Annotated in this window: 15 protein-coding genes; 4 read left to right on the top strand and 11 right to left on the bottom strand. The window is 72.3% G+C overall.

The genetic code is table 11. From position 1 onward, the window contains the following. Window positions 1-30: 30 nt before the first annotated feature. From LNW73_RS05230 to ddaH, 8 genes are all read right to left on the bottom strand, one after another. Window positions 31-663, bottom strand: a complete 633-nt coding sequence (locus LNW73_RS05230) for a TetR/AcrR family transcriptional regulator (RefSeq protein WP_250989114.1) — start codon at window positions 661-663, stop codon at window positions 31-33. After that, complete coding sequence (locus LNW73_RS05225) at window positions 651-1,388, bottom strand: enoyl-CoA hydratase family protein (RefSeq protein ID WP_250989113.1); 738 nt, start codon at window positions 1,386-1,388, stop codon at window positions 651-653. The genes LNW73_RS05230 and LNW73_RS05225 overlap by 13 nt, the downstream gene beginning before the upstream one ends. Before the next feature lie 113 nt (window positions 1,389-1,501). Beyond that, complete coding sequence (locus LNW73_RS05220) at window positions 1,502-2,686, bottom strand: acyl-CoA dehydrogenase family protein (RefSeq protein WP_138355743.1); 1,185 nt, start codon at window positions 2,684-2,686, stop codon at window positions 1,502-1,504. Beyond that, window positions 2,683-4,602 (bottom strand): acetyl/propionyl/methylcrotonyl-CoA carboxylase subunit alpha, encoded by a 1,920-nt coding sequence (locus tag LNW73_RS05215; protein ID WP_250989112.1) that lies wholly within the window; start codon window positions 4,600-4,602, stop codon window positions 2,683-2,685. The genes LNW73_RS05220 and LNW73_RS05215 overlap by 4 nt, the downstream gene beginning before the upstream one ends. A 29-nt stretch (window positions 4,603-4,631) precedes the next feature. Further along, window positions 4,632-6,221, bottom strand: coding sequence for an acyl-CoA carboxylase subunit beta (locus LNW73_RS05210; RefSeq protein ID WP_250989111.1), 1,590 nt, complete (start codon window positions 6,219-6,221; stop codon window positions 4,632-4,634). Next, window positions 6,218-7,090 (bottom strand): TIGR03084 family metal-binding protein, encoded by an 873-nt coding sequence (locus tag LNW73_RS05205; RefSeq protein WP_250989110.1) that lies wholly within the window; start codon window positions 7,088-7,090, stop codon window positions 6,218-6,220. The genes LNW73_RS05210 and LNW73_RS05205 overlap by 4 nt, the downstream gene beginning before the upstream one ends. Window positions 7,091-7,360: 270 nt before the next feature. After that, window positions 7,361-8,329 carry an acyl-ACP desaturase gene (locus LNW73_RS05200; protein WP_250978489.1) on the bottom strand — a complete coding sequence of 323 codons (969 nt, stop codon included), beginning with the start codon at window positions 8,327-8,329 and terminating at the stop codon, window positions 7,361-7,363. Between the two features lie 128 nt (window positions 8,330-8,457). After that, window positions 8,458-9,240 carry a dimethylargininase gene (gene ddaH / locus LNW73_RS05195; RefSeq protein WP_250989109.1) on the bottom strand — a complete coding sequence of 261 codons (783 nt, stop codon included), beginning with the start codon at window positions 9,238-9,240 and terminating at the stop codon, window positions 8,458-8,460. A gap of 17 nt (window positions 9,241-9,257) precedes the next feature. On the opposite strand from ddaH, the gene LNW73_RS05190 reads away from it, so the two are divergent. Beyond that, a complete protein-coding gene (locus LNW73_RS05190) occupies window positions 9,258-10,895 on the top strand; it encodes an ABC-F family ATP-binding cassette domain-containing protein (protein ID WP_250989108.1) in 1,638 nt (545 codons plus the stop codon). A 127-nt stretch (window positions 10,896-11,022) separates the two neighbouring features. Then, window positions 11,023-11,403, top strand: a complete 381-nt coding sequence (locus tag LNW73_RS05185; RefSeq protein WP_250989107.1) for a hypothetical protein — start codon at window positions 11,023-11,025, stop codon at window positions 11,401-11,403. Between the two features lie 85 nt (window positions 11,404-11,488). On the opposite strand, the gene LNW73_RS05180 is transcribed toward LNW73_RS05185, so the two are convergent. Beyond that, complete coding sequence (locus LNW73_RS05180) at window positions 11,489-13,402, bottom strand: putative Ig domain-containing protein (RefSeq protein WP_250992810.1); 1,914 nt, start codon at window positions 13,400-13,402, stop codon at window positions 11,489-11,491. A gap of 376 nt (window positions 13,403-13,778) precedes the next feature. On the opposite strand from LNW73_RS05180, the gene LNW73_RS05175 reads away from it, so the two are divergent. Then, a complete protein-coding gene (locus LNW73_RS05175; protein ID WP_250989106.1) occupies window positions 13,779-14,597 on the top strand; it encodes a TrmB family transcriptional regulator in 819 nt (272 codons plus the stop codon). Window positions 14,598-14,706: 109 nt separating this feature from the next. Beyond that, the gene (locus LNW73_RS05170) at window positions 14,707-15,600 is read left to right on the top strand and encodes a DMT family transporter (protein ID WP_250989105.1); all 894 of its coding nucleotides are present in this window, start codon (window positions 14,707-14,709) and stop codon (window positions 15,598-15,600) included. Between the two features lie 45 nt (window positions 15,601-15,645). On the opposite strand, the gene LNW73_RS05165 is transcribed toward LNW73_RS05170, so the two are convergent. Continuing rightward, window positions 15,646-16,764, bottom strand: a complete 1,119-nt coding sequence (locus tag LNW73_RS05165) for a winged helix DNA-binding domain-containing protein (protein ID WP_250989104.1) — start codon at window positions 16,762-16,764, stop codon at window positions 15,646-15,648. Between the two features lie 86 nt (window positions 16,765-16,850). Then, window positions 16,851-17,720, bottom strand: coding sequence for an SCO6745 family protein (locus LNW73_RS05160; RefSeq protein WP_250989103.1), 870 nt, complete (start codon window positions 17,718-17,720; stop codon window positions 16,851-16,853). Window positions 17,721-17,831: the final 111 nt, after the last annotated feature.

Below are 17,831 nucleotides of genomic sequence, written 5' to 3'. Positions count from 1 at the left end.
TGATCATCCGCCGAGCGCGGAACGCCGCCGTCACGACCCCGGCGGCTGCTCCGGACGGGTGCGGATGACGGTGTCCAGGATGCTGGACCACTGCCGGACGATGCCCGCGCGGCGTGCCGAGTCGTCGCTGAGCAGGTTGGCGAGGCCGAGGCCGCGGGCCATGTCCAGGGTCGCCTGGACGGATTCACGGACGCCCTCGACGGATTCGTCGGCGTCCAGGAACTCCACCGCGAGCCGGTGGGCCTCACGGCCTATCCGGGCCTCCAGGGCGTTGACCCGGGGCCGCAGCTGTTCCTCGTCCGCGGCCGCGACCCACAGGTGGAGCGCGGCGCGGAACAGCGGGCCGGTGTAGACGCCGACGAGCATGTCGACCACGGCGCGGGTACGGGACGCGCCGTCACGGGGCAGCGCGCGGGCCCGCTCCCGGACGGCGTCCAGCCACTCCTCCGCGACATGCTCGATCGCGGCGGTGAAGAGGTCCTCCCGGGTCGGGAAGTGGTGCTGGGCCGCGCCCCGGGTGACCCCGGCGCGTTCGGCGACGGCGGCGACGGTGCTGCCGCTCCAGCCGCGTTCCGCCAGGCAGGACACGGCCGCCTCCAGCAGCTTCCGCCGGGTGGCGCGGCTGCGGTCCTGTTTGGGGGCCCGGGTGGTCACCACGCCCATGACGGGCTCCGGCGTTCGGCGAAGGACCGTATCCCCTCCGCCGCCTCGGGCGAGGCGAAGAGGCGGGCGGACCGTTCGGCCAGCGCCGCCGTGTCCCGGTCGAAGGTGCGCAGCACCTCGGCGGTGGTGAGCCGTTTGGACTCGGCGAGACCCTGCGGCGAGGCGGCCCGCAGACCGTCGAGGATGCCGTCCAGCGCGTCGGCGGTCGCGCTCACCAGGCCGATCCTGACGGCCTCCGCCGCGTCGAAGACCTCGCCCGTCAGGTAGTAGCGGGCGGCGGCACGCGGGTCGGTGCGGGGCAGCACGGTCAGCGAGATGACGGCCGGGGCCAGGCCGAGCCGCGCCTCGGTGAAGGCGAAGGTCGCTCCCTCGCCGGCCACCGATATGTCGCACGCCGCGAGCAGTCCGAGACCGCCGGCCCGTGCGTGGCCGGTGACCTCGGCGACCACGGGCTTGGGCGACTCGACGATGCTCCGCAGCAGCTCCGCCAGGCCGAGCGGCCCGCCGGCGGCCGGGTCCTTGAGGTCGGCGCCCGCGCAGAACGTGCTCCCGGTGTGGGTGAGCAGGATCGCGCGGACGCCGGGGTCATTGACCGCCTCGTCGAGCCCCTCGCGCAGCTCGGTGACCAGACGGGCCGACAGGGCGTTGCGGTTGTGCGGCGAGTCCAGGGTGAGCAGGGCGATACCGCGCTGGTGGTCGCGGCGTACGAAGGGCGCGTCGGACACGATCGGTCTCCTCCATGCGGATCGGCAGGCCGCGGCGGGCCCGGCGGGACTCGTCGGGCCCGGAAGGACTCCGGGCCCCGGACTCGGTGCGAATCACCGTGAATGGGTGGATGTCAGTAGGACTTGGGCAGGCCCAGGGTGTGGTGCGAGACGAAGTTGAGGATCATCTCACGGCTGACCGGAGCGATCCGGCCCACACGGGACGCGGTGAGCAGGGCGGCCAGCCCGTACTCGGTGGTGAGCCCGTTGCCGCCGAGTGTGTGCACGGCCTGGTCGACGGCCTTGGCCCCGGCCTCGGCGGCCGCGTACTTCGCCATGTTGGCGGCCTCGCCCGCCCCCATGTCGTCGCCCGCGTCGTAGAGGTAGGCGGCCTTCTGCATCATCAGCCGGGCGAGTTCCAGCTCGATGTGGGCGACCGCGAGCGGGTGGGCTATCGCCTGGTGGGCGCCGATGGGGGACTGCCACACCTGGCGGGTGCGGGCGTACTCGACGGCCTTGTCCAGGGCGAACCGGCCCATGCCCAGCGAGAACGCGGCGGTCATGATCCGCTCCGGGTTGAGGCCCGCGAACAGCTGCAGCAGCCCGGCGTCCTCGTCGCCGACGAGGGCGTCGGCCGGCAGCCGTACATCGTCGAGGAAGAGCTGGAACTGCTTCTCGGGAGCGCCGAGTTCCATCTCTATCTGCCGGTACTCGAACCCCGGTGTCTCGCGGTCGACGATGAACAGACACGGCTTGAGCTTGCCGGTGCGCGCGTCCTCGGTGCGGCCGACGATGAGCGTGGCGTCCGCGATGTCCACGCCCGAGATGAAGACCTTGCGCCCGGTCAGCAGCCAGTCGTCGCCGTCGCGGCGGGCGGTGGTGGTGATGCGGTGCGAGTTGGAGCCGGCCTCGGGCTCGGTGATGCCGAAAGCCATCCGCAGCGACCCGTCCGACAGCCCCGGCAGCCAGCGGCGCTTCTGCTCCTCGGTGCCGAAGCGGGCGATGACGGTGCCGCAGATGGCGGGGGAGACAATGAGTAGCAGCAGCGGGCAGCCGGCCGCACCCAACTCCTCCAGGACTATGGAGAGTTCGGCCATGCCACCGCCTCCTCCGCCGTACTCCTCGGGGAGGTTCACCCCGAGATAGCCGAGCGCGCCGGCCTCCCGCCACAGCTCGTCGGTCTGCTTCCCCGCGCGAACGGCCGCGGTGAAGTAGTCGCGGCCGTAGCGGCGGCCGAGATCCCCGACGGCGGCACGCAGGGCGCGCCGCTCGTCGCTTTCCAGGAGTGCGCTGTCGAAGGTGCCTTGGCTGGTGGTCATGGGCGTGCTTCCTCCTTGACGACGGCGAGTACGGCGCCGACGTCGACCTGGCGGCCGACCTCGGCGTTCAGTGCGGTGAGCGTTCCCGAGGCGGGAGCGGTGATCCGGTGCTCCATCTTCATCGCTTCGAGCCAGAGCAGCGGGCGGCCCGCTTCGACGTGGTCGCCGACGGCGAATTCACCGATCCGGATGACGGTGCCGGGCATGGGAGCGAGCAGTGAGCCCGGCTCGGTGCCGCTGACCGGTTCCGGGAAGCGCGGCAGTGCGGTGAACGCGAACGCGCCGAGGGCGCAGTCGACATGGACCCGGTCGCCGTAGACCGCCACGTCGAACGCGCGGCGTACCCCGTCCGCCGCCAGGACGACGTGCCCGCGCTCCGCGTGCAGCAGCCGCACCCCCGGATGGTCCGGGGCGTCCAGGCCGGAGCGGGTGAGGCGGTACCGGACCTCGTACGGCTCGGCGCCGGGCACCGTCGCGTAACTCTTGGTCTGCGACTGGGAAGGGACGTTTCGCCAGCCGCCGAACGCGGAGCGGCCCGAGGCGTCGGACAGCGCGGCGGCGAGCGCCGCCAGCCGTACCTGACCGGTGTCCGCGCCGTCCCCGGCCAGGACCGAGCTGTGCTGTTCCAGGAACGCGGTGGAGTGCCGGCCCGCGGCGAACTCCGGGTGCCGCAGCACGCGCACCAGCAGCTCCCGGTTGGTGACCGGGCCGTGCAGCCGGGCCCGTTCCAGGGCGCGGGCGAGCAGCCGTACGGCCTCGTCCCGGGTGTCTGCCCAGGCGATGACCTTGGCGAGCATCGGGTCGTAGTGCACACCGATGGTGTCGCCGCTCTCCACTCCTGAGTCGAGCCGCAGTCCGGGGAGTTCGGGCAGTTCGATCCGGTGCAGGACGCCGGACTGCGGCTGCCAGCCGCGTGCCGGGTCCTCGGCGTACAGGCGGGCCTCGATCGCGTGGCCCTGCGGAGCGGGCGGCTCCGCCGGCAGCGCGGCGCCCTCGGCGATCCGCAACTGGAGCTGTACGAGGTCGAGTCCGGTCACACATTCGGTGACCGGGTGTTCGACCTGGAGGCGGGTGTTCACCTCCAGGAAGAACGGCCGACCGCCCGGCGCCACCAGGAACTCGACGGTCCCGGCGCCGGTGTAGCCGATCGCACGGGCGGCCGCCGCGGCCGCGTCGTGCAGCGTACGGCGCAGCTCGTCGCCGATGCCGGGGGCCGGGGTCTCCTCGATCACCTTCTGGTGCCGCCGCTGCACCGAACAGTCGCGTTCGCCGAGCGTCCACACCGTTCCATGGGTGTCCGCGAGGACCTGCACCTCGATGTGCCGGCCCGTCTCCACGAACGGTTCGACGAAGACCTCACCGTCTCCGAAGGCCGAGGCCGCCTCGGCACGCGCCGCGGCCAACTCCTCCTCCAGCAGCGCGAGATCACGCACGATCCGCATGCCGCGCCCGCCGCCGCCGGCCGCCGCCTTCACCAGCACCGGGAGGTCGTCCGGGCCGATCGACTCGGGCCGCAGACCGGTCAGCACCGGAACGGAGGCCGCCGACATGATGCTCTTGGCGCGGGTCTTGGACCCCATGGACTCGATCACGCCGGGGGTCGGGCCGATCCAGACCAGCCCCGCGTCGAGCACGGCCTGGGCGAAGCCGGCGTTCTCGGAGAGGAAGCCGTATCCGGGGTGGACGGCGTCCGCGCCCGCCGCCTTGGCGGCCGCGACGATCAGATCGCCGCGCAGATACGTGTCGGCGGGAGTGTTTCCCGGCAGGCGTACGGCGGTGTCGGCCTCCCGTACGTGCGGGGCGCCGGCGTCCGCGTCGGAGTACACCGCGACCGTGGCGATCCCCAGGTCACGGCAGGTGCGGAAGACCCGCCGGGCGATTTCGCCGCGGTTGGCCACCAGAACGGACTCGATCATCACTGCCCTCACATCCGGCATCACTGCCCTCACATCCGGAAGACGCCGAAGCCGCCACGCGCGCCCTCGACGGGCGCGCCGTGCACGGCGGACAGGCACAGGCCGAGTACGGTCCGCGTGTCGCGCGGGTCGATGACGCCGTCGTCGTAGAGCCGTCCGGACAGGAACATCGGGAGCGACTCGGACTCGATCTGCTGCTCGACCATGGCGCGCAGCGCGGCGTCCGCCTCGTCGTCGTACGGCATCCCCTTCGCCGCCGCCGACTGGCGGGCGACGATCGAGAGCACTCCGGCGAGCTGGGCGGGCCCCATCACGGCGGATTTGGCGCTGGGCCACGCGAAGAGGAAGCGCGGGTCGAAGGCCCGGCCGCACATGCCGTAGTGGCCGGCGCCGTAGCTCGCGCCCATCAGGACCGACAGATGCGGGACCCTGGAGTTGGCGACCGCGTTGATCATCATGGCGCCGTGCTTGATGATCCCGGCCTGCTCGTACTCCTTGCCGACCATGTAGCCGGTGGTGTTGTGCAGGAAGAGCAGCGGGATGTCCCGCTGGTTGGCGAGCTGGATGAACTGCGCCGCCTTCTGCGACTCGGCGCTGAACAGCACGCCCTGCGCGTTGGCGAGGATCCCGACGGGGTAGCCGTGCACCTCGGCCCAGCCGGTGGCCAGGCTCGGCCCGTACAGCGGCTTGAACTCGTCGAACCGCGAGCCGTCGACGACGCGGGTGATGACCTCGCGCGGGTCGAAGGGGGTCCGCAGATCGCCGGGGACGATGCCGAGCAGCTCGTCCTCGTCGTGCAGCGGCGGCTCGACGGACGCCCGTGGGGCCGGGCCCTGCTTGCGCCAGTTGAGCCGGGAGACGACGCGGCGCGCGGTCCGCAGGGCGTCGGGCTCGTCGAGGGCGTAGTAGTCGGCGAGGCCGGAGACCCGGGCGTGCATGTCGGCGCCACCCAGCGACTCGTCGTCGCTCTCCTCGCCGGTCGCCATCTTGACCAGCGGCGGCCCGCCGAGGAAGACCTTCGACCGGTCCTTGACCATGATCACGTGGTCCGACATGCCGGGGATGTACGCGCCGCCGGCGGTCGAGTTGCCGAAGACGACGGCGATGGTCGGGATGCCGGCGGCCGACAGCCGCGTCAGATCCCGGAACAGCGCGCCGCCGGGTATGAAGATCTCCTTCTGGCTGGGGAGATCGGCGCCGCCGGACTCGACGAGACTGATCACCGGCAACCGGTTGGCGAAGGCGATCTCGTTGGCGCGCAGCGCCTTCTTCAGCGTCCACGGGTTGCTGGCGCCGCCGCGCACGGTCGGGTCGCTGGCGGTGATCAGGCACTCGACGCCCTCCACGACGCCGATGCCCGTGACCAGCGAAGCGCCCACCGGGTAGTCGCTGCCCCAGGCGGCCAGCGGTGAGAGTTCGAGGAACGGGGTGTCCGGGTCGAGCAGCAGCTCGATGCGCTCGCGGGCGAGCAGCTTGCCGCGCTTGCGGTGCCGCTCCACGTACTTCGCTCCGCCGCCGCCGATCGCGGTGGTGTGCGCGGCGTCGACCTCCGCGAGCCGGGCGAGCATGGTCGCGCGGTTCGCCGTGTACTCCTCGTCCGCGGTGTCCAGGAGGGTCATGCGCCGGCCCCGTCCTCGGCCGCGGTGTCCGCCGACCCTGGCGCGTCCACGGATCCGGGCCGGTCCACGGGCCGCGGCCGCGTCGGGGACTCCGGCTGCCGCCCCGGTCCTGCCGGGCCCGCGAAGGCCTGAGCGATCTCCAGCCACCGGTCCGCGTCCTCGCCCTCGGCGCGTACGGCGAGGTCGTCGCGGTGCCTGCGCTGGGTGGCCAGCAGACAGAAGTCGATCAGGGGACCGGTCACCCGCTGCGCGGCGTCCTCCGGCCCGTACGTCCACAGCTCGCCGTCGGGCGCCGTCAGCTCGACCCGGAACTCCTCGGCGGGCGGCTTCAGTCCCCGTACGAAGTACGCGTAGTCGCGGGCCCGCACGCCGATCCGGGCCACGTGCCGCAGCCGGCCGGTCGGCTCGCGCCGGACGTCCAGGCCGTCGGCGACGTCCTGGCCGTGTGCCCAGGTCTCCATCAGCCGTCCGGTGGCCATCGAGGCGGCGCTCATCGGGGGCCCGTACCAGGGGAAACGGGTGCCGGGCGGCTGGGCGGTCAGGGCGTCGAGCAGGGCCTGGCGTCCGGTGCGCCAGCGGTTCAGCAGCTCGGCCGGCGGCAGCGACGCACCCTTGCGGGCCTCGTCGTCGACGAACGTCCCGAAGGTCGCGGCGGCCCGCTCGGTCTCCCGGGCGAACTCCTCGGGGTCGGTCACCGAGAGCAGCGCGACGCCGTCGGTCCAGGCGAGGTGGGCGATCTGGTGGGCGATCGTCCAGCCCTCGGCGGGGGTGGGCGCCGCCCAGCGGGCCGCCGGGAGCGGCGCCACCAGCCGGTCGAGGTCTTCGCTCTCGGCCCGCAGGTCGACGAGCACGGACAGTGGATCGGCCATGACCACCCCTTGTTGACACCCGGTCAGCAACGTTGTGCGTCAGAGACTGGCAGTGCCGCCAAGAACAATCAAGCGTGCATGCATGATTTTCTGACCGCGCACGAAAACCGCCCATCGCCCCCGCGCTGGTACGCAGGGGCGATGGGCGGTGCGAGCGGTGTCGCGTTCACGCGACGGTGGAGCGGTGTTGCGTTCACGCGGCGGTGCGAGCGGTGTCGCGTTCACGCGCTGATCCGAGGGGCAGTTGCCGCGCCGCCACCCGGCCGGGCGTCAGGAGGCGCGGGCCGCCCGGCGTGCCTCGAGCGCGAGCTTGCGCTCGTCGAACTTCACGGCCTGGTCGTTGAGGCCGCCCATGAACATGCCCAGCTCTTCCTGTGCCCGCAGTCCCTCCGGGCTCAGGCCGCTGACCTCGAGGACCTTGAGGTGGCGCAGCACCGGCTGCAGCACGTCGTCATGGTGGATGCGCAGGTTGTAGATGCCGCCGATGGCCATCCGGGCCGCCGCCCGCTCGAAGCCGGGCATGCCGTGACCGGGCATCCGGAACTGCACGACGACATCGCGGATGGCCTGCATCGTCAGGTCCGGAGCGAGCTGCAGCGCCGCCGCCAGCAGGTTGCGGTAGAAGACCATGTGCAGGTTCTCGTCGGTCGCGATCCGGGCCAGCATCCGGTCGCAGACCGGGTCCCCCGACTGGTGTCCGGTGTTGCGGTGCGAGACGCGGGTGGCCAGCTCCTGGAAGGCCACGTACGCCACCGAGTGCAGCATGCTGTGCCGGTTGTCGGACTCGAAGCCCTCCGACATGTGCATCATGCGGAAGCGCTCCAGCTCGACCGGGTCCACGGCACGGCTGGTCAGCAGGTAGTCGCGCATGACGATGCCGTGCCGGCCCTCTTCGGCGGTCCAGCGGTGCACCCAGGTGCCCCAGGCGCCGTCGCGGCCGAAGAGCGAGGCGATCTCGTGGTGGTAGCTCGGGAGGTTGTCCTCGGTGAGCAGGTTCACGACGAGCGCGATCCGGCCGATGTCGGTGACCTTGGACTGCTCCGGGGCCCAGGCGTCGCCGCCCATGATCCCGTCGAAGTTACGGCCGTCGCTCCACGGCACGTACTCGTGCGGCATCCATTCCTTGGCTACGGAGAGGTGGCGGTTGAGCTCGGTCTCCACGACCTCTTCCAGGGCGTACAGCAGCCGCGCGTCACTCCATGTGTCCGATCCGGGACGGTGGGATTCGGTGATGGTCACGGTGGCTCCTGATGGCTGGCAAGGCACCTACGGGGACGTAAGTTACGCAACCGTAGGTTATGAGTCGCCGAAAAGGCAACCGTCGCCCCGCTGGGTGTATGGAACAGCTACGGACAGATACGGAATGGCTAGCTCCGCGCGGACAGCTCGCGCAGCCGCACGGACAAGCACGTGACGCAGCCCTCCAGCTTCTCGAATTCGCTGATGTCGACCAGCGCCGGCCGGTATCCCAGGCCGCTCAGCAGCTCCGCGCTCCGGGGAGCGCTCGCGGCCATGAGCAGCGCGTTTCCGCCGAGGAGCACCACGTGTGACCCAGCCTCCTCCGGCATCGGTCGGAAGTGCGTAAAGATGGCCGAATCGTCGACCAATGGCGGATAGCCGATGATCGTTCCGTCCGGCAGGGCCGTCACCGCCGATTTCAGGTGCAGCACCTTCGCCACCGGGACGCCGACCACCCGGGCGCCCAGCGGCTCGAAGGCCGCACGCAGCTGCCGCAGGCCCTCGGCGTTGGTGCGCCCGCCCTGGCCGACGTAGATGGTCTCCCCGACCTTCAGGACGTCGCCGCCCTCCAGCGTTCCGGGCTCCTGGATCCGTTGCACCGAGCAGCCGAGCGCGACCGCGGCCGCCTCGGCGCCGGCCGTCTCGGGCCGCCGCGAGGGGGCACCGGGGCGTGAGATCAGCGCCACGTTCCGGAACACGACCATGGTGTCCTCGACGAACACCCCGTCCGGGCAGTCGTCCGCCGGGGCGGCCTCGGCGGTCTCCCAGCCGTGCTCGGCGAGGACGGCGGTGTAGCGCTCCCACTGCCGCAGCGCGAGGGCGGCATCGACCGGCGAGCGCTCGATGTGCGTGACCAGGCCCTCGGCCAGGCGCGGACTGGGACGGCGGACGATCGCCTTCTTGCTGGGCATATAGGATCTGCTCCCTGATGAGTGCCACTCTTGTTGCCAAGGATCTTGCCGCAGGACACGGGGACCGTGTCCTGTTCTCCGGCCTCGAACTCGTCGTCGCTCCCGGCGATGTCATCGGCCTGGTCGGTGCCAACGGCGCCGGCAAGTCGACGCTGCTGCGGCTGCTCGCCGGGCTCGACACCCCCGAGCAGGGGGTGCTGCGGCTGAGCCCGCCCAGCGCCGCCGTCGGCCATCTGCCGCAGGAGCCGGAGCGGCGTCCCGGGGAGACCGTACGGGACTTCCTGGCCCGCCGTACCGGCGTCGCCGCCGCGCAGAGCGCGCTCGACGCCGCCACCCAGGCCCTGGTCGACGAGGCGCCCGGCGCCGACGACGCGTACTCCACCGGCCTGGAGCGCTGGCTCGACCTCGGCGGCGCGGACCTGGAGGAGCGCTCCGAGGAGGTCGCCGCCTCGCTGGGGCTGTCCATCGGCCTCGACCAGCAGATGACCTCGCTCTCCGGCGGCCAGGCCGCCCGCGCCGGCCTCGCCTCGCTGCTGCTCAGCCGCTACGACGTGTTCCTGCTCGACGAGCCCACCAACGACCTGGACCTCGACGGCCTCGACCGGCTGGAGAAGTTCGTCAAGGGGCTGCGCGCCGGCACCGTCGTGGTCAGCCACGACCGCGAGTTCCTCACCCGCACCGTCACCAAGGTCGTCGAACTCGACCTCGCCCAGCAGCAGGTGAACATCTACGGCGGCGGTTACGAGGCGTACCTGGAGGAGCGGGAGGTCGCCCGCCGGCACGCCCGCGAGGAGTACGACGAGTTCGCCGACAAGAAGTCCTCCCTCGAAGCGCGCGGACAGATGCAGCGCTCGTGGATGGACCAGGGCGTCAAGAACGCCCGCCGCAAGGCGACGGACAACGACAAGATCGGCCGCAAGTTCCGCAGCGAGGCGTCCGAGAAGCAGGCCGCGAAGGCCCGCCAGACGCAGCGCATGATCGAACGTCTCGACGTCGTCGACGAGCCCCGCAAGGAGTGGGAGCTCAAGATGGAGATCGCCGCGGCGCCCCGGTCCGGGGCCGTGGTGGCGACGCTGCGCGGCGCCGAGGTCCGCCGCGGGGACTTCACGTTCGGCCCGGTGGACCTGCAGATCGACTGGGCGGACCGGGTCGCGATCACCGGCGCCAACGGCTCCGGCAAGTCCACGCTGCTCGCCGCGCTGCTCGGCCGGCTCCCACTGGACGCCGGCAACGCCGCGCTCGGCCCGGGCGTCGTCGTGGGCGAGGTGGACCAGGCCCGCGGACTGTTCTTCGGCGAGGAACCGCTGATGGACGCGTTCTCGCTGTCGGTCCCCGACCTGGAGCCCGCCGACGTGCGGACGCTGCTCGCCAAGTTCGGCCTCAAGGCCGCCCACGTGCTGCGCCCGGCGGCGACGCTGTCACCGGGGGAGCGGACCCGTGCCGCGCTGGCCCTGCTGCAGGCCCGCGGCGTCAATCTGCTGGTCCTCGACGAGCCGACCAACCACCTGGACCTGCCCGCGATCGAGCAACTGGAGTCGGCGCTCGCCTCGTACAACGGCACGCTGCTGCTGGTCACGCACGACCGGCGGATGCTGGACGCGGTGAGCACCACCCGGCGCATCGAGGTCGCGGACGGCAGGGTCTCCGAAGCCTGATCCGGGCCCGGTCCGGGCCTGGTCCAGGGGCCTGCTCCCGGCCGCGGCCAGCCGGGCGGAACCGGAATGCCGCGGGCCACGTCCAACCCGTGACCGTTCAGGAACCGGGAGACCGGGAGGCCGCCGGATGCGCGTATGGGCAGGGGCAGTTGCCGTGCTGGCGCTGCTGAGTGCGGTCGGCTGCGGTGCGGATCAACCACAGAAGGGGAAGGCCGACGCGCCCCGCTGCGGGTCCACCGTCGTGACCGAGTCGTCGGACGGCAACCACCTCTGTCTGGACGTGGGCAGCTCGGTCCGCGTCGCGCTGCCGGGTGCCGGGTGGGGCCCGGTGACCACGTCCGGCGCCGGCCTGACCGAGGTCTCCGCCGACTCCTTCCGCGCGTCCGCCCCCGGCTCGGTGAAGCTGGCCACCGCCCGGAAGGCCTGCCCCGCGCCCTCCGCACCCGGCATGGTCTCCTGCCACGCCCTGCAGGCATGGACCGTGACGGTCGACGTGCGGCAGCCATAGACACGGACCCGGACAGGCTGTGGGGGCCTGCCCGGGTCCGTCTGACTTCTTCGCGGGATGCGGGACTACCTCAACCAGCGTTGGTTCAGCTGATGTTGAGGGCCGTGTCGTCGAGCACGAAGCTCGTCTGCAGGCTGGAGTCCTCGGTACCGGTGAAGGTGACCTTCACCGACTGCCCGGCGAACGAGGAGAGGTCGAAGGACTTCTGCGCGTAGCCGGTGTTCTTGTTGAGGTTGGAGTACGTGGCCAGCGTGGTGGTGCCGGCCTTCACCGTCAGCTTGTCGTAGGCGGTCGAGGTGGTCGTCTCTGCGGTGTCGATGTGCACCCAGAACGTCAGGGTGGCGTGGCAGCCGCTGGGGACCGTCACCGTCTGGGCGAGCGAGTCGGTGTGGGTGGAGCCGTAGCCGTTGAGCCAGGCCTTCCAGGAACCGGAGTGGGCGGCCTCACTGGCGCTGTTGTCGACCACGCCCGCGGTGGCGGTCCAGGGAGTGGCGGTGCCGGTCTCGAAGCCCGGGTTGCCGAAGAGCTGCGAGGTGCTGCAGCCGCCGCCGACCGGGTTCACGACCCAGGTGAAGGACGCGCTGCCGGTGGCGTTGGTGCCGTCCTTGGCGGTCACCGTCACGTTGTAGGTCCCGGCGGTGGTGGGCGTGCCGCTGATCAGGCCGGTGGAGGGGTTGATCGTGACGCCCGGCGGGAGGCCGGTGGCGCTGTAGGTGAGGGTCTGTCCGCTGCCCGAGTCGGAGGCCTGGATCTGCAGCGAGACCGCGGTGTTGACGGTGCTCGACTGGCTGCCCGGGTTCGTCACGGTGACGGTGTTGCCGCCGGTCGAGCCGTTGGTGAAGGCGGCGGTGCCGTTGGGGGTGCCGAGACCGGTCGGGCCGTCGTAGCCGGACTTGGCGGTGCACAGGTAGCTGCTGCCGCAGGAGCCGTTGGTGCCCGTGGTCACGTCGTTGAGCGACGAGGTGTGGGCGTACGGGTACGAGGCCGGGCTGGTGCCCGCGGCCGGGGTGCCGGCGAGGGCGTAGACGGAGGCGATGATCGGCGCCGAGGCGCTGGTGCCGCCGTACACGTTCCAGCCGCTCGCCTGGTAGCTGTCGTAGACCGCGAGGCCGGTGGCCGGGTCGGCGACCGCCGAGACATCGGCGACGGTGCGCTTGGCGCAGCCGGTGTCGGTCTGCCAGGAGGGCTTGGGGTCGTAGGCGGAGCAGCCGGAGCCGGCGCCGTCGCCGCTGGTGGCGCCCCAGACCTTCTCGGTCCAGCCGCGCGGGGTGCTGGAACGGCTCAGCGAGGTGCCGCCGACCGAGGTGACGTACTGCGAGGCGGCCGGGTACTCGACGCCGTAGCCGCTGTCACCGGAGCTGACGGTGATCGCGACGCCGGGGTGGTTGAAGTACGCGGCGTCCGAACTGGGGTCGGTGGAGTCCTCGTCGCCGCCGTAGCTGTTGGAGACGTACTTGGCGCCCATCGTGACCGCGCGGTTCACCGCGGCGCCCAGGTCCTCCATGGACGCCGTGGCCGCCTCGACGAGCAGGATGTGGCACTGCGGGCAGACGGCGCTGACCATGTCGACGTCGAGCGAGATCTCGCCCGCCCAGCCGGCGTCGGCCGGCGGGTAGCTGGTGCCGCCGTTCTGGTCGACCTTCTTGAAGCACCCGTTGGCGGTGGTGCAGGCCGGCAGACCGTACGTGCTGCGGTACGAGCCGAGGTCCGCCTCGGCCTTGGGGTCGTCGTTGGCGTCGATGATCGCGACGGTCGCACCGGCACCGGCCGAGGGCAGGGCGTACGCGCTCTGCAGGTCAGTGGGGCCGTAGCCGGACGGGAGCGCGTTCGGGGCGAGGGTCAGGTGCTGGACCAGGTCGGTGCGGGCCAGCGCGTGACAGGCCATGTAGCCGGCCTGCGTGGGTTCCGAGCAGAGCCGCTCGGTGTGGGCGGTGGTGCTGCTCGCCGCGGCCGCTGCGGGGGCGGCCGACGCGGCTGCCGGGCCGGCGACGGCCAGCATGCCGGCGGAGGCCAGGGCCGCCGCCGACAGGACGGCGGTGACGCCGCGGCGGGTGAGGCGTCCGGCGCGGGTGGGGGTTCTCGATGGCAATGAACAGCCCTCCATGGGGGGATCGGTTCCCGGCGGCGGGCAACCGTCCAGGTCATGTCATGGTCATGACATGACCTGATGAAGGGAACGCCGCAGGGCTTCGAGTGGCGCACGTTCATTGGTGAGGAATGCGTGGCGAGGGTGACGCCGACGCTGGGGTAAGAACTGCCACCCCGTTCAGTGGTGGCCAACGCTGAACGTAGTGACACCTGCCCCCAAGGGACTACCGGGCAATGGCAAAGTCTTCCTTTCGGTAGGTGATCTCGGGCGTATAGCTTGAGCGCTCATGGAGTTCGAAGAGGGTCCGGTCAACGACCTTGTGGCGCTGGGGCTCGCGCGGTACGAGGCACGCGTCTACCTCGCGCTCGTCAGACGCGAGTCGTACACCGCCGCCGAGGTGGCCCGCGAGGCGGACGTCCCCCGGCAGCGGGTCTACGACGTCCTCGACGCGCTCGTGCGCCGACGGCTCGCCGTCGCCCGGCCCGGCCGGGTGGCGACGTTCTCCGCGATCGCGCCGGAACTGGCCATCGCCCGGCTGATGGCCCTCCAGCGGGAGTCGCTGGAACGGCTGGACCGGGTCTCGGCCGGGCTCGCCTCCACGCTGCTGCCGATCTGGACCGACGGGCGGACGCACACCGATCCGCTCGACTACATCGAGGTGCTGCGCGACCCGAAGGTGATCGCCGAGCGGTTCGCGGACATCCAGGAGCAGGCCGGGCACGAGCTGCTCAGCTTCTGCAAGCCGCCCTTCGTCGCCCCCGCCGCCAACACCGAGGGCATCAAGGTGGTCCGCAGGCTGCGCAAGGCCGGGGGAACGGTCCGGGCGATCTACACGCACGACGCGCTCGGCGACGCGGAAGTCCTGGAGAACGTCCGCCGGTTCGGCGAGGCGGGGGAGGAGGCGCGGTTCGCCGCCGAGCTGCCGATGAAGCTGATCATCGCGGACGCCTCGCTGGTGCTGTGCGACATGCCCGACCCGGTGGCCGGAACCGGCTCCACCACCGCGCTCTTCATCGAACACCCGGCCCTCGCGGGCTGTCTGCGCCTCGCCTTCCTGACCGTATGGGGGAGCGCCGAGACACGGCCCATGGATCCGCCGTCGTGAGCGGCGCCGGGCTCTGACCGGGCCGGGGTCGCCGGGCGGTCGCGACCGTCCCCCCGCCGGGGTGGCCGGGACGCGTTCGGTCGCGCGTCACTGGAGTTAAGGTGGCCGCGTGGCCGTGTTCCTGCTCGGAGTCGGTGCCGCCTGCTGCCTCGGACTGGGCTTCGTACTGCAGCAGCGCGCGGCGCAGCGTGCCCCGCTCGCGGACTTCCTCTCCTTCCGACTCCTCCTCGACCTGATCAAGATGCCCCAGTGGCTGCTGGGCATGGCCCTCATGATCGGCGGCCAGGTGCTCGGGGCGCTGGCCCTGGCGCGCGGCGAGGTCTCCCTCGTCGAACCGCTCCTCGCCACGAACCTGCTGTTCGCCCTGGCGCTGTCCAGATGGCTGTCGGGGCAGCCGCTGGGCCGGAGCGGCTGGGCGGGAGTGGCGCTGCTGGCCCTCGGTGTGACGGCCTTCATCGTCGCCGGGCAGCCGGCCGGCGGCGGCCCGGAGGCGGGAGCGCTGCGCCACTGGCTGGTGCTGGGGATCGTCGTCGGGCTCGCGCTGCTGCTGGTGGCCTGCGCCAAACGGCTGCCCGCCTCGTCCGAGGCGACCCTGCTGGCGCTGGCGGCCGGCCTGCTCTACGGGCTGCAGGACGCGCTGACGCGGATCTGCGGTGAGCTGGCCCGGGAGGACGGCGTCCAGATACTGGCGGTGCACTGGCAGCCGTACGTGGTCGCGGCGATCGGGCTCACCGGGCTCGTCCTCGTGCAGAGCGCCTTCGAGACCGCCCCGCTGCGGATGTCGCTGCCCGCGCTGACGGCCGCCCAGCCGCTGGCGGGCATCGCCTGCGGCATCGGCTTCCTCGGGGACCGGTTGCGGGTGACACCCGGGGCGCTGGCCTGGGAGGCGGCCGGGCTCGCGGCGATCACGGTGGGGGTGGTGCTGCTGGGACGGCACCCGGCGATGCCGTGTTCGCAGTCGGACGGCCAGCCGGAGAAGGAACCCACGGCGAGCGCGAGCTGAGGGTCGCGCCGCTGAGTGGAGTGCTGCTGCGGCCCTGCCTGGCGCTCAATCCCGGTCCCAGCCGGCGTCGACCCCGAGGAACCGCCCCAGATCGGCGACCTCGGCCTCGATACCGCGCGCTACAACGGCGTCGAGCGGCGGCCGGAACGGGTCGACGCGGACGGTGAGCCGGCCGCCGCTACCCCGCTCGTGCCGCCAGACGCCGACCACCTCACCGTCGACCAGCACGCACGGGGTGAGGAACCCGCCGCCGGTCGCGACCAGCCGGGCGAAGGACGGATCCAGCAGTAGATCCCGGTCGTGGTAGCCGAGCAGATACGGGTCGAAGTGCCCGATCAGCCGGATGGACGGGTTCGGTGGCCACGGCGCGTCCGTGCCGGCCGCCACCCGCAGCGGGCCGGCCGGTCCCGCGATCTCCGCCAGCTTCTCCCCGGCCGCCTGGAAGCCGCGCCGGGCCTGGCCGGCCGGCAGGCCCGACCACTTGGCGAAGTCCTTCTCGGTCGCGGGTCCGTAGGCGGAGACATACCGCTCGGCGAGCGCGGCCAGCGCCTCGGTCCCTGACAGGTCCGGCCCGGCGACCCCGTCGAGCCACTCCTCGCGCAGCACATAAGTCGACTTGTCGCCCTCGGCCTCGGGCCCCCGGCACACCAGACCCGCCGCCGCCGCGTACAGCAGCAGATGAGCCGGCGCCTGGCTGCGCGGATCCAGGACCAGGCCGAGCTCGCCGAGGCCGCGCACGATGTCGTCGCGGAGCATCGGCGGGCGCCCGGCCAGCACCTTCCCCAGCGCGGGAAGCGCGCGGGCGCAGGTCTCCTCGTCCAGGCCGAGCCGCAGTCGTCTGCCGCGCTGCGCGGCGGCGGCACGCGGGCCCAGCAGCGACGTCATCCAGCGCACGTCCGCCGCCGGGACGGCGTGCAGGGTGCCGCGCATCAGCCACGTACGGACCAGCGACCGGTCACCGGCGCCGCACGCCGCGTCGACGTCCCCGGCGGTGAGCCCCGAGGTCCTGGCGCGCACCTGCAACCGGCACGCCTTGGCGTCCTGCGCCTGCAGCGCGCCGGCCCGGCGCGCCGCGTCGACGACCCCGGCCCCGTCGCGCGGGCCGGCCAGCCCCTGCGCGTGGACGCGCCAGGCCCGCACCTGGGCGGGCGTCAGTTCCGGCATGGACCCCATCCTGCCGCACCCGCCGCCCAGCGCTTGTGCATCCGCTCACGAACGGCCCGTTGTCCTCCCGCTACCGAGCGACCGTGTCATCCCTTGCCGAAGTGCTCCAGCGGGAAGGCGCCGGACGCCAGGGCGGTCTGGGTGAAGGATCCGGCCAGTTCGGTGAGACGGGCGACGCCGGTGGCGCCGAGGTGCTCGTACGGGGCCCGGTCGACGCGGTCGGTGCCGGCTTCGATGTCCCGCCGCAGCTCGACGCCCGCGTCGGTCAGCTCGCCCGCCGCGTCGAGCAGCCCGCGCTCCCTCAGCCGGTCCTGGGCGGCGGCCCACTGCTCGGCCGTCCAGCCCCTGCTGGCCTGGACGAAGCGGGGGGTGAAGCCCTTGCCGGTCGCGGTGTGGCTGACGATGGCCTCCAGGCCGTCGAGCTCGGCCGCGACCAGCGCGGCGAGGTGTCCGTCGCCGCGGTGCTCGCGCAGCAGCGTGGCGGCGTGCCAGAGCGCGAGGTGCGGTTCCGTGGGCACCGGCAGGTCGGCGTTGGCGGCGTAGAGCGGGCGGGCGGCCCGGTCGCAGGCCTCGGTGGCGCGCAGCGCCAGGGCGGCGGCCTCCGCCATCTCCGGCGAGGCGACGGTCTCCGCGCCGAGCAGCCGGGTGAGCGCGGTGTCGACGGCGCGCAGCCGGGCGTCGATGACGGCCTCGGGGGTGGCGATCGTCCAGGCGCGCGGGATGTGCCGGGCCACCAGGTCGTGGTTGAAGTTGTAGAAGGTCGCGGTGACCGTACCGGCTCCGACGGCCCCCAGCGGCGCCGCCCGGCCCGCGAAGTACGTCATGCTGCCGGGCTCGAGGCCGAGCCGGGAGAGTTCGGCGGCGAACTCGGGCGAGAAGTACGTACTGGAGTGCAGCGGGTTGAGAGTGTTCTGACAGCGGCGCGACGCGCGGGGGTCCGAAGCGGTAGTAGTCATGAACCCAGGTTACCGACCGGTCAGCATGCTGCCGAGAGACGTGCGCACGTTCCGGCCATCGCGACGGAAAACGTTGTACGAGAAGTTCCAGAATCATGAATCAGTGGAAGG

The sequence above is a fragment of the Streptomyces sp. RKAG337 genome (assembly GCF_023701715.1).
Taxonomy (GTDB): Bacteria; Actinomycetota; Actinomycetes; order Streptomycetales; family Streptomycetaceae; genus Actinacidiphila.
The sequence above is the reverse complement of the archived record's forward strand: the minus strand, read 5'-3'. Positions and strand labels throughout refer to the sequence as shown.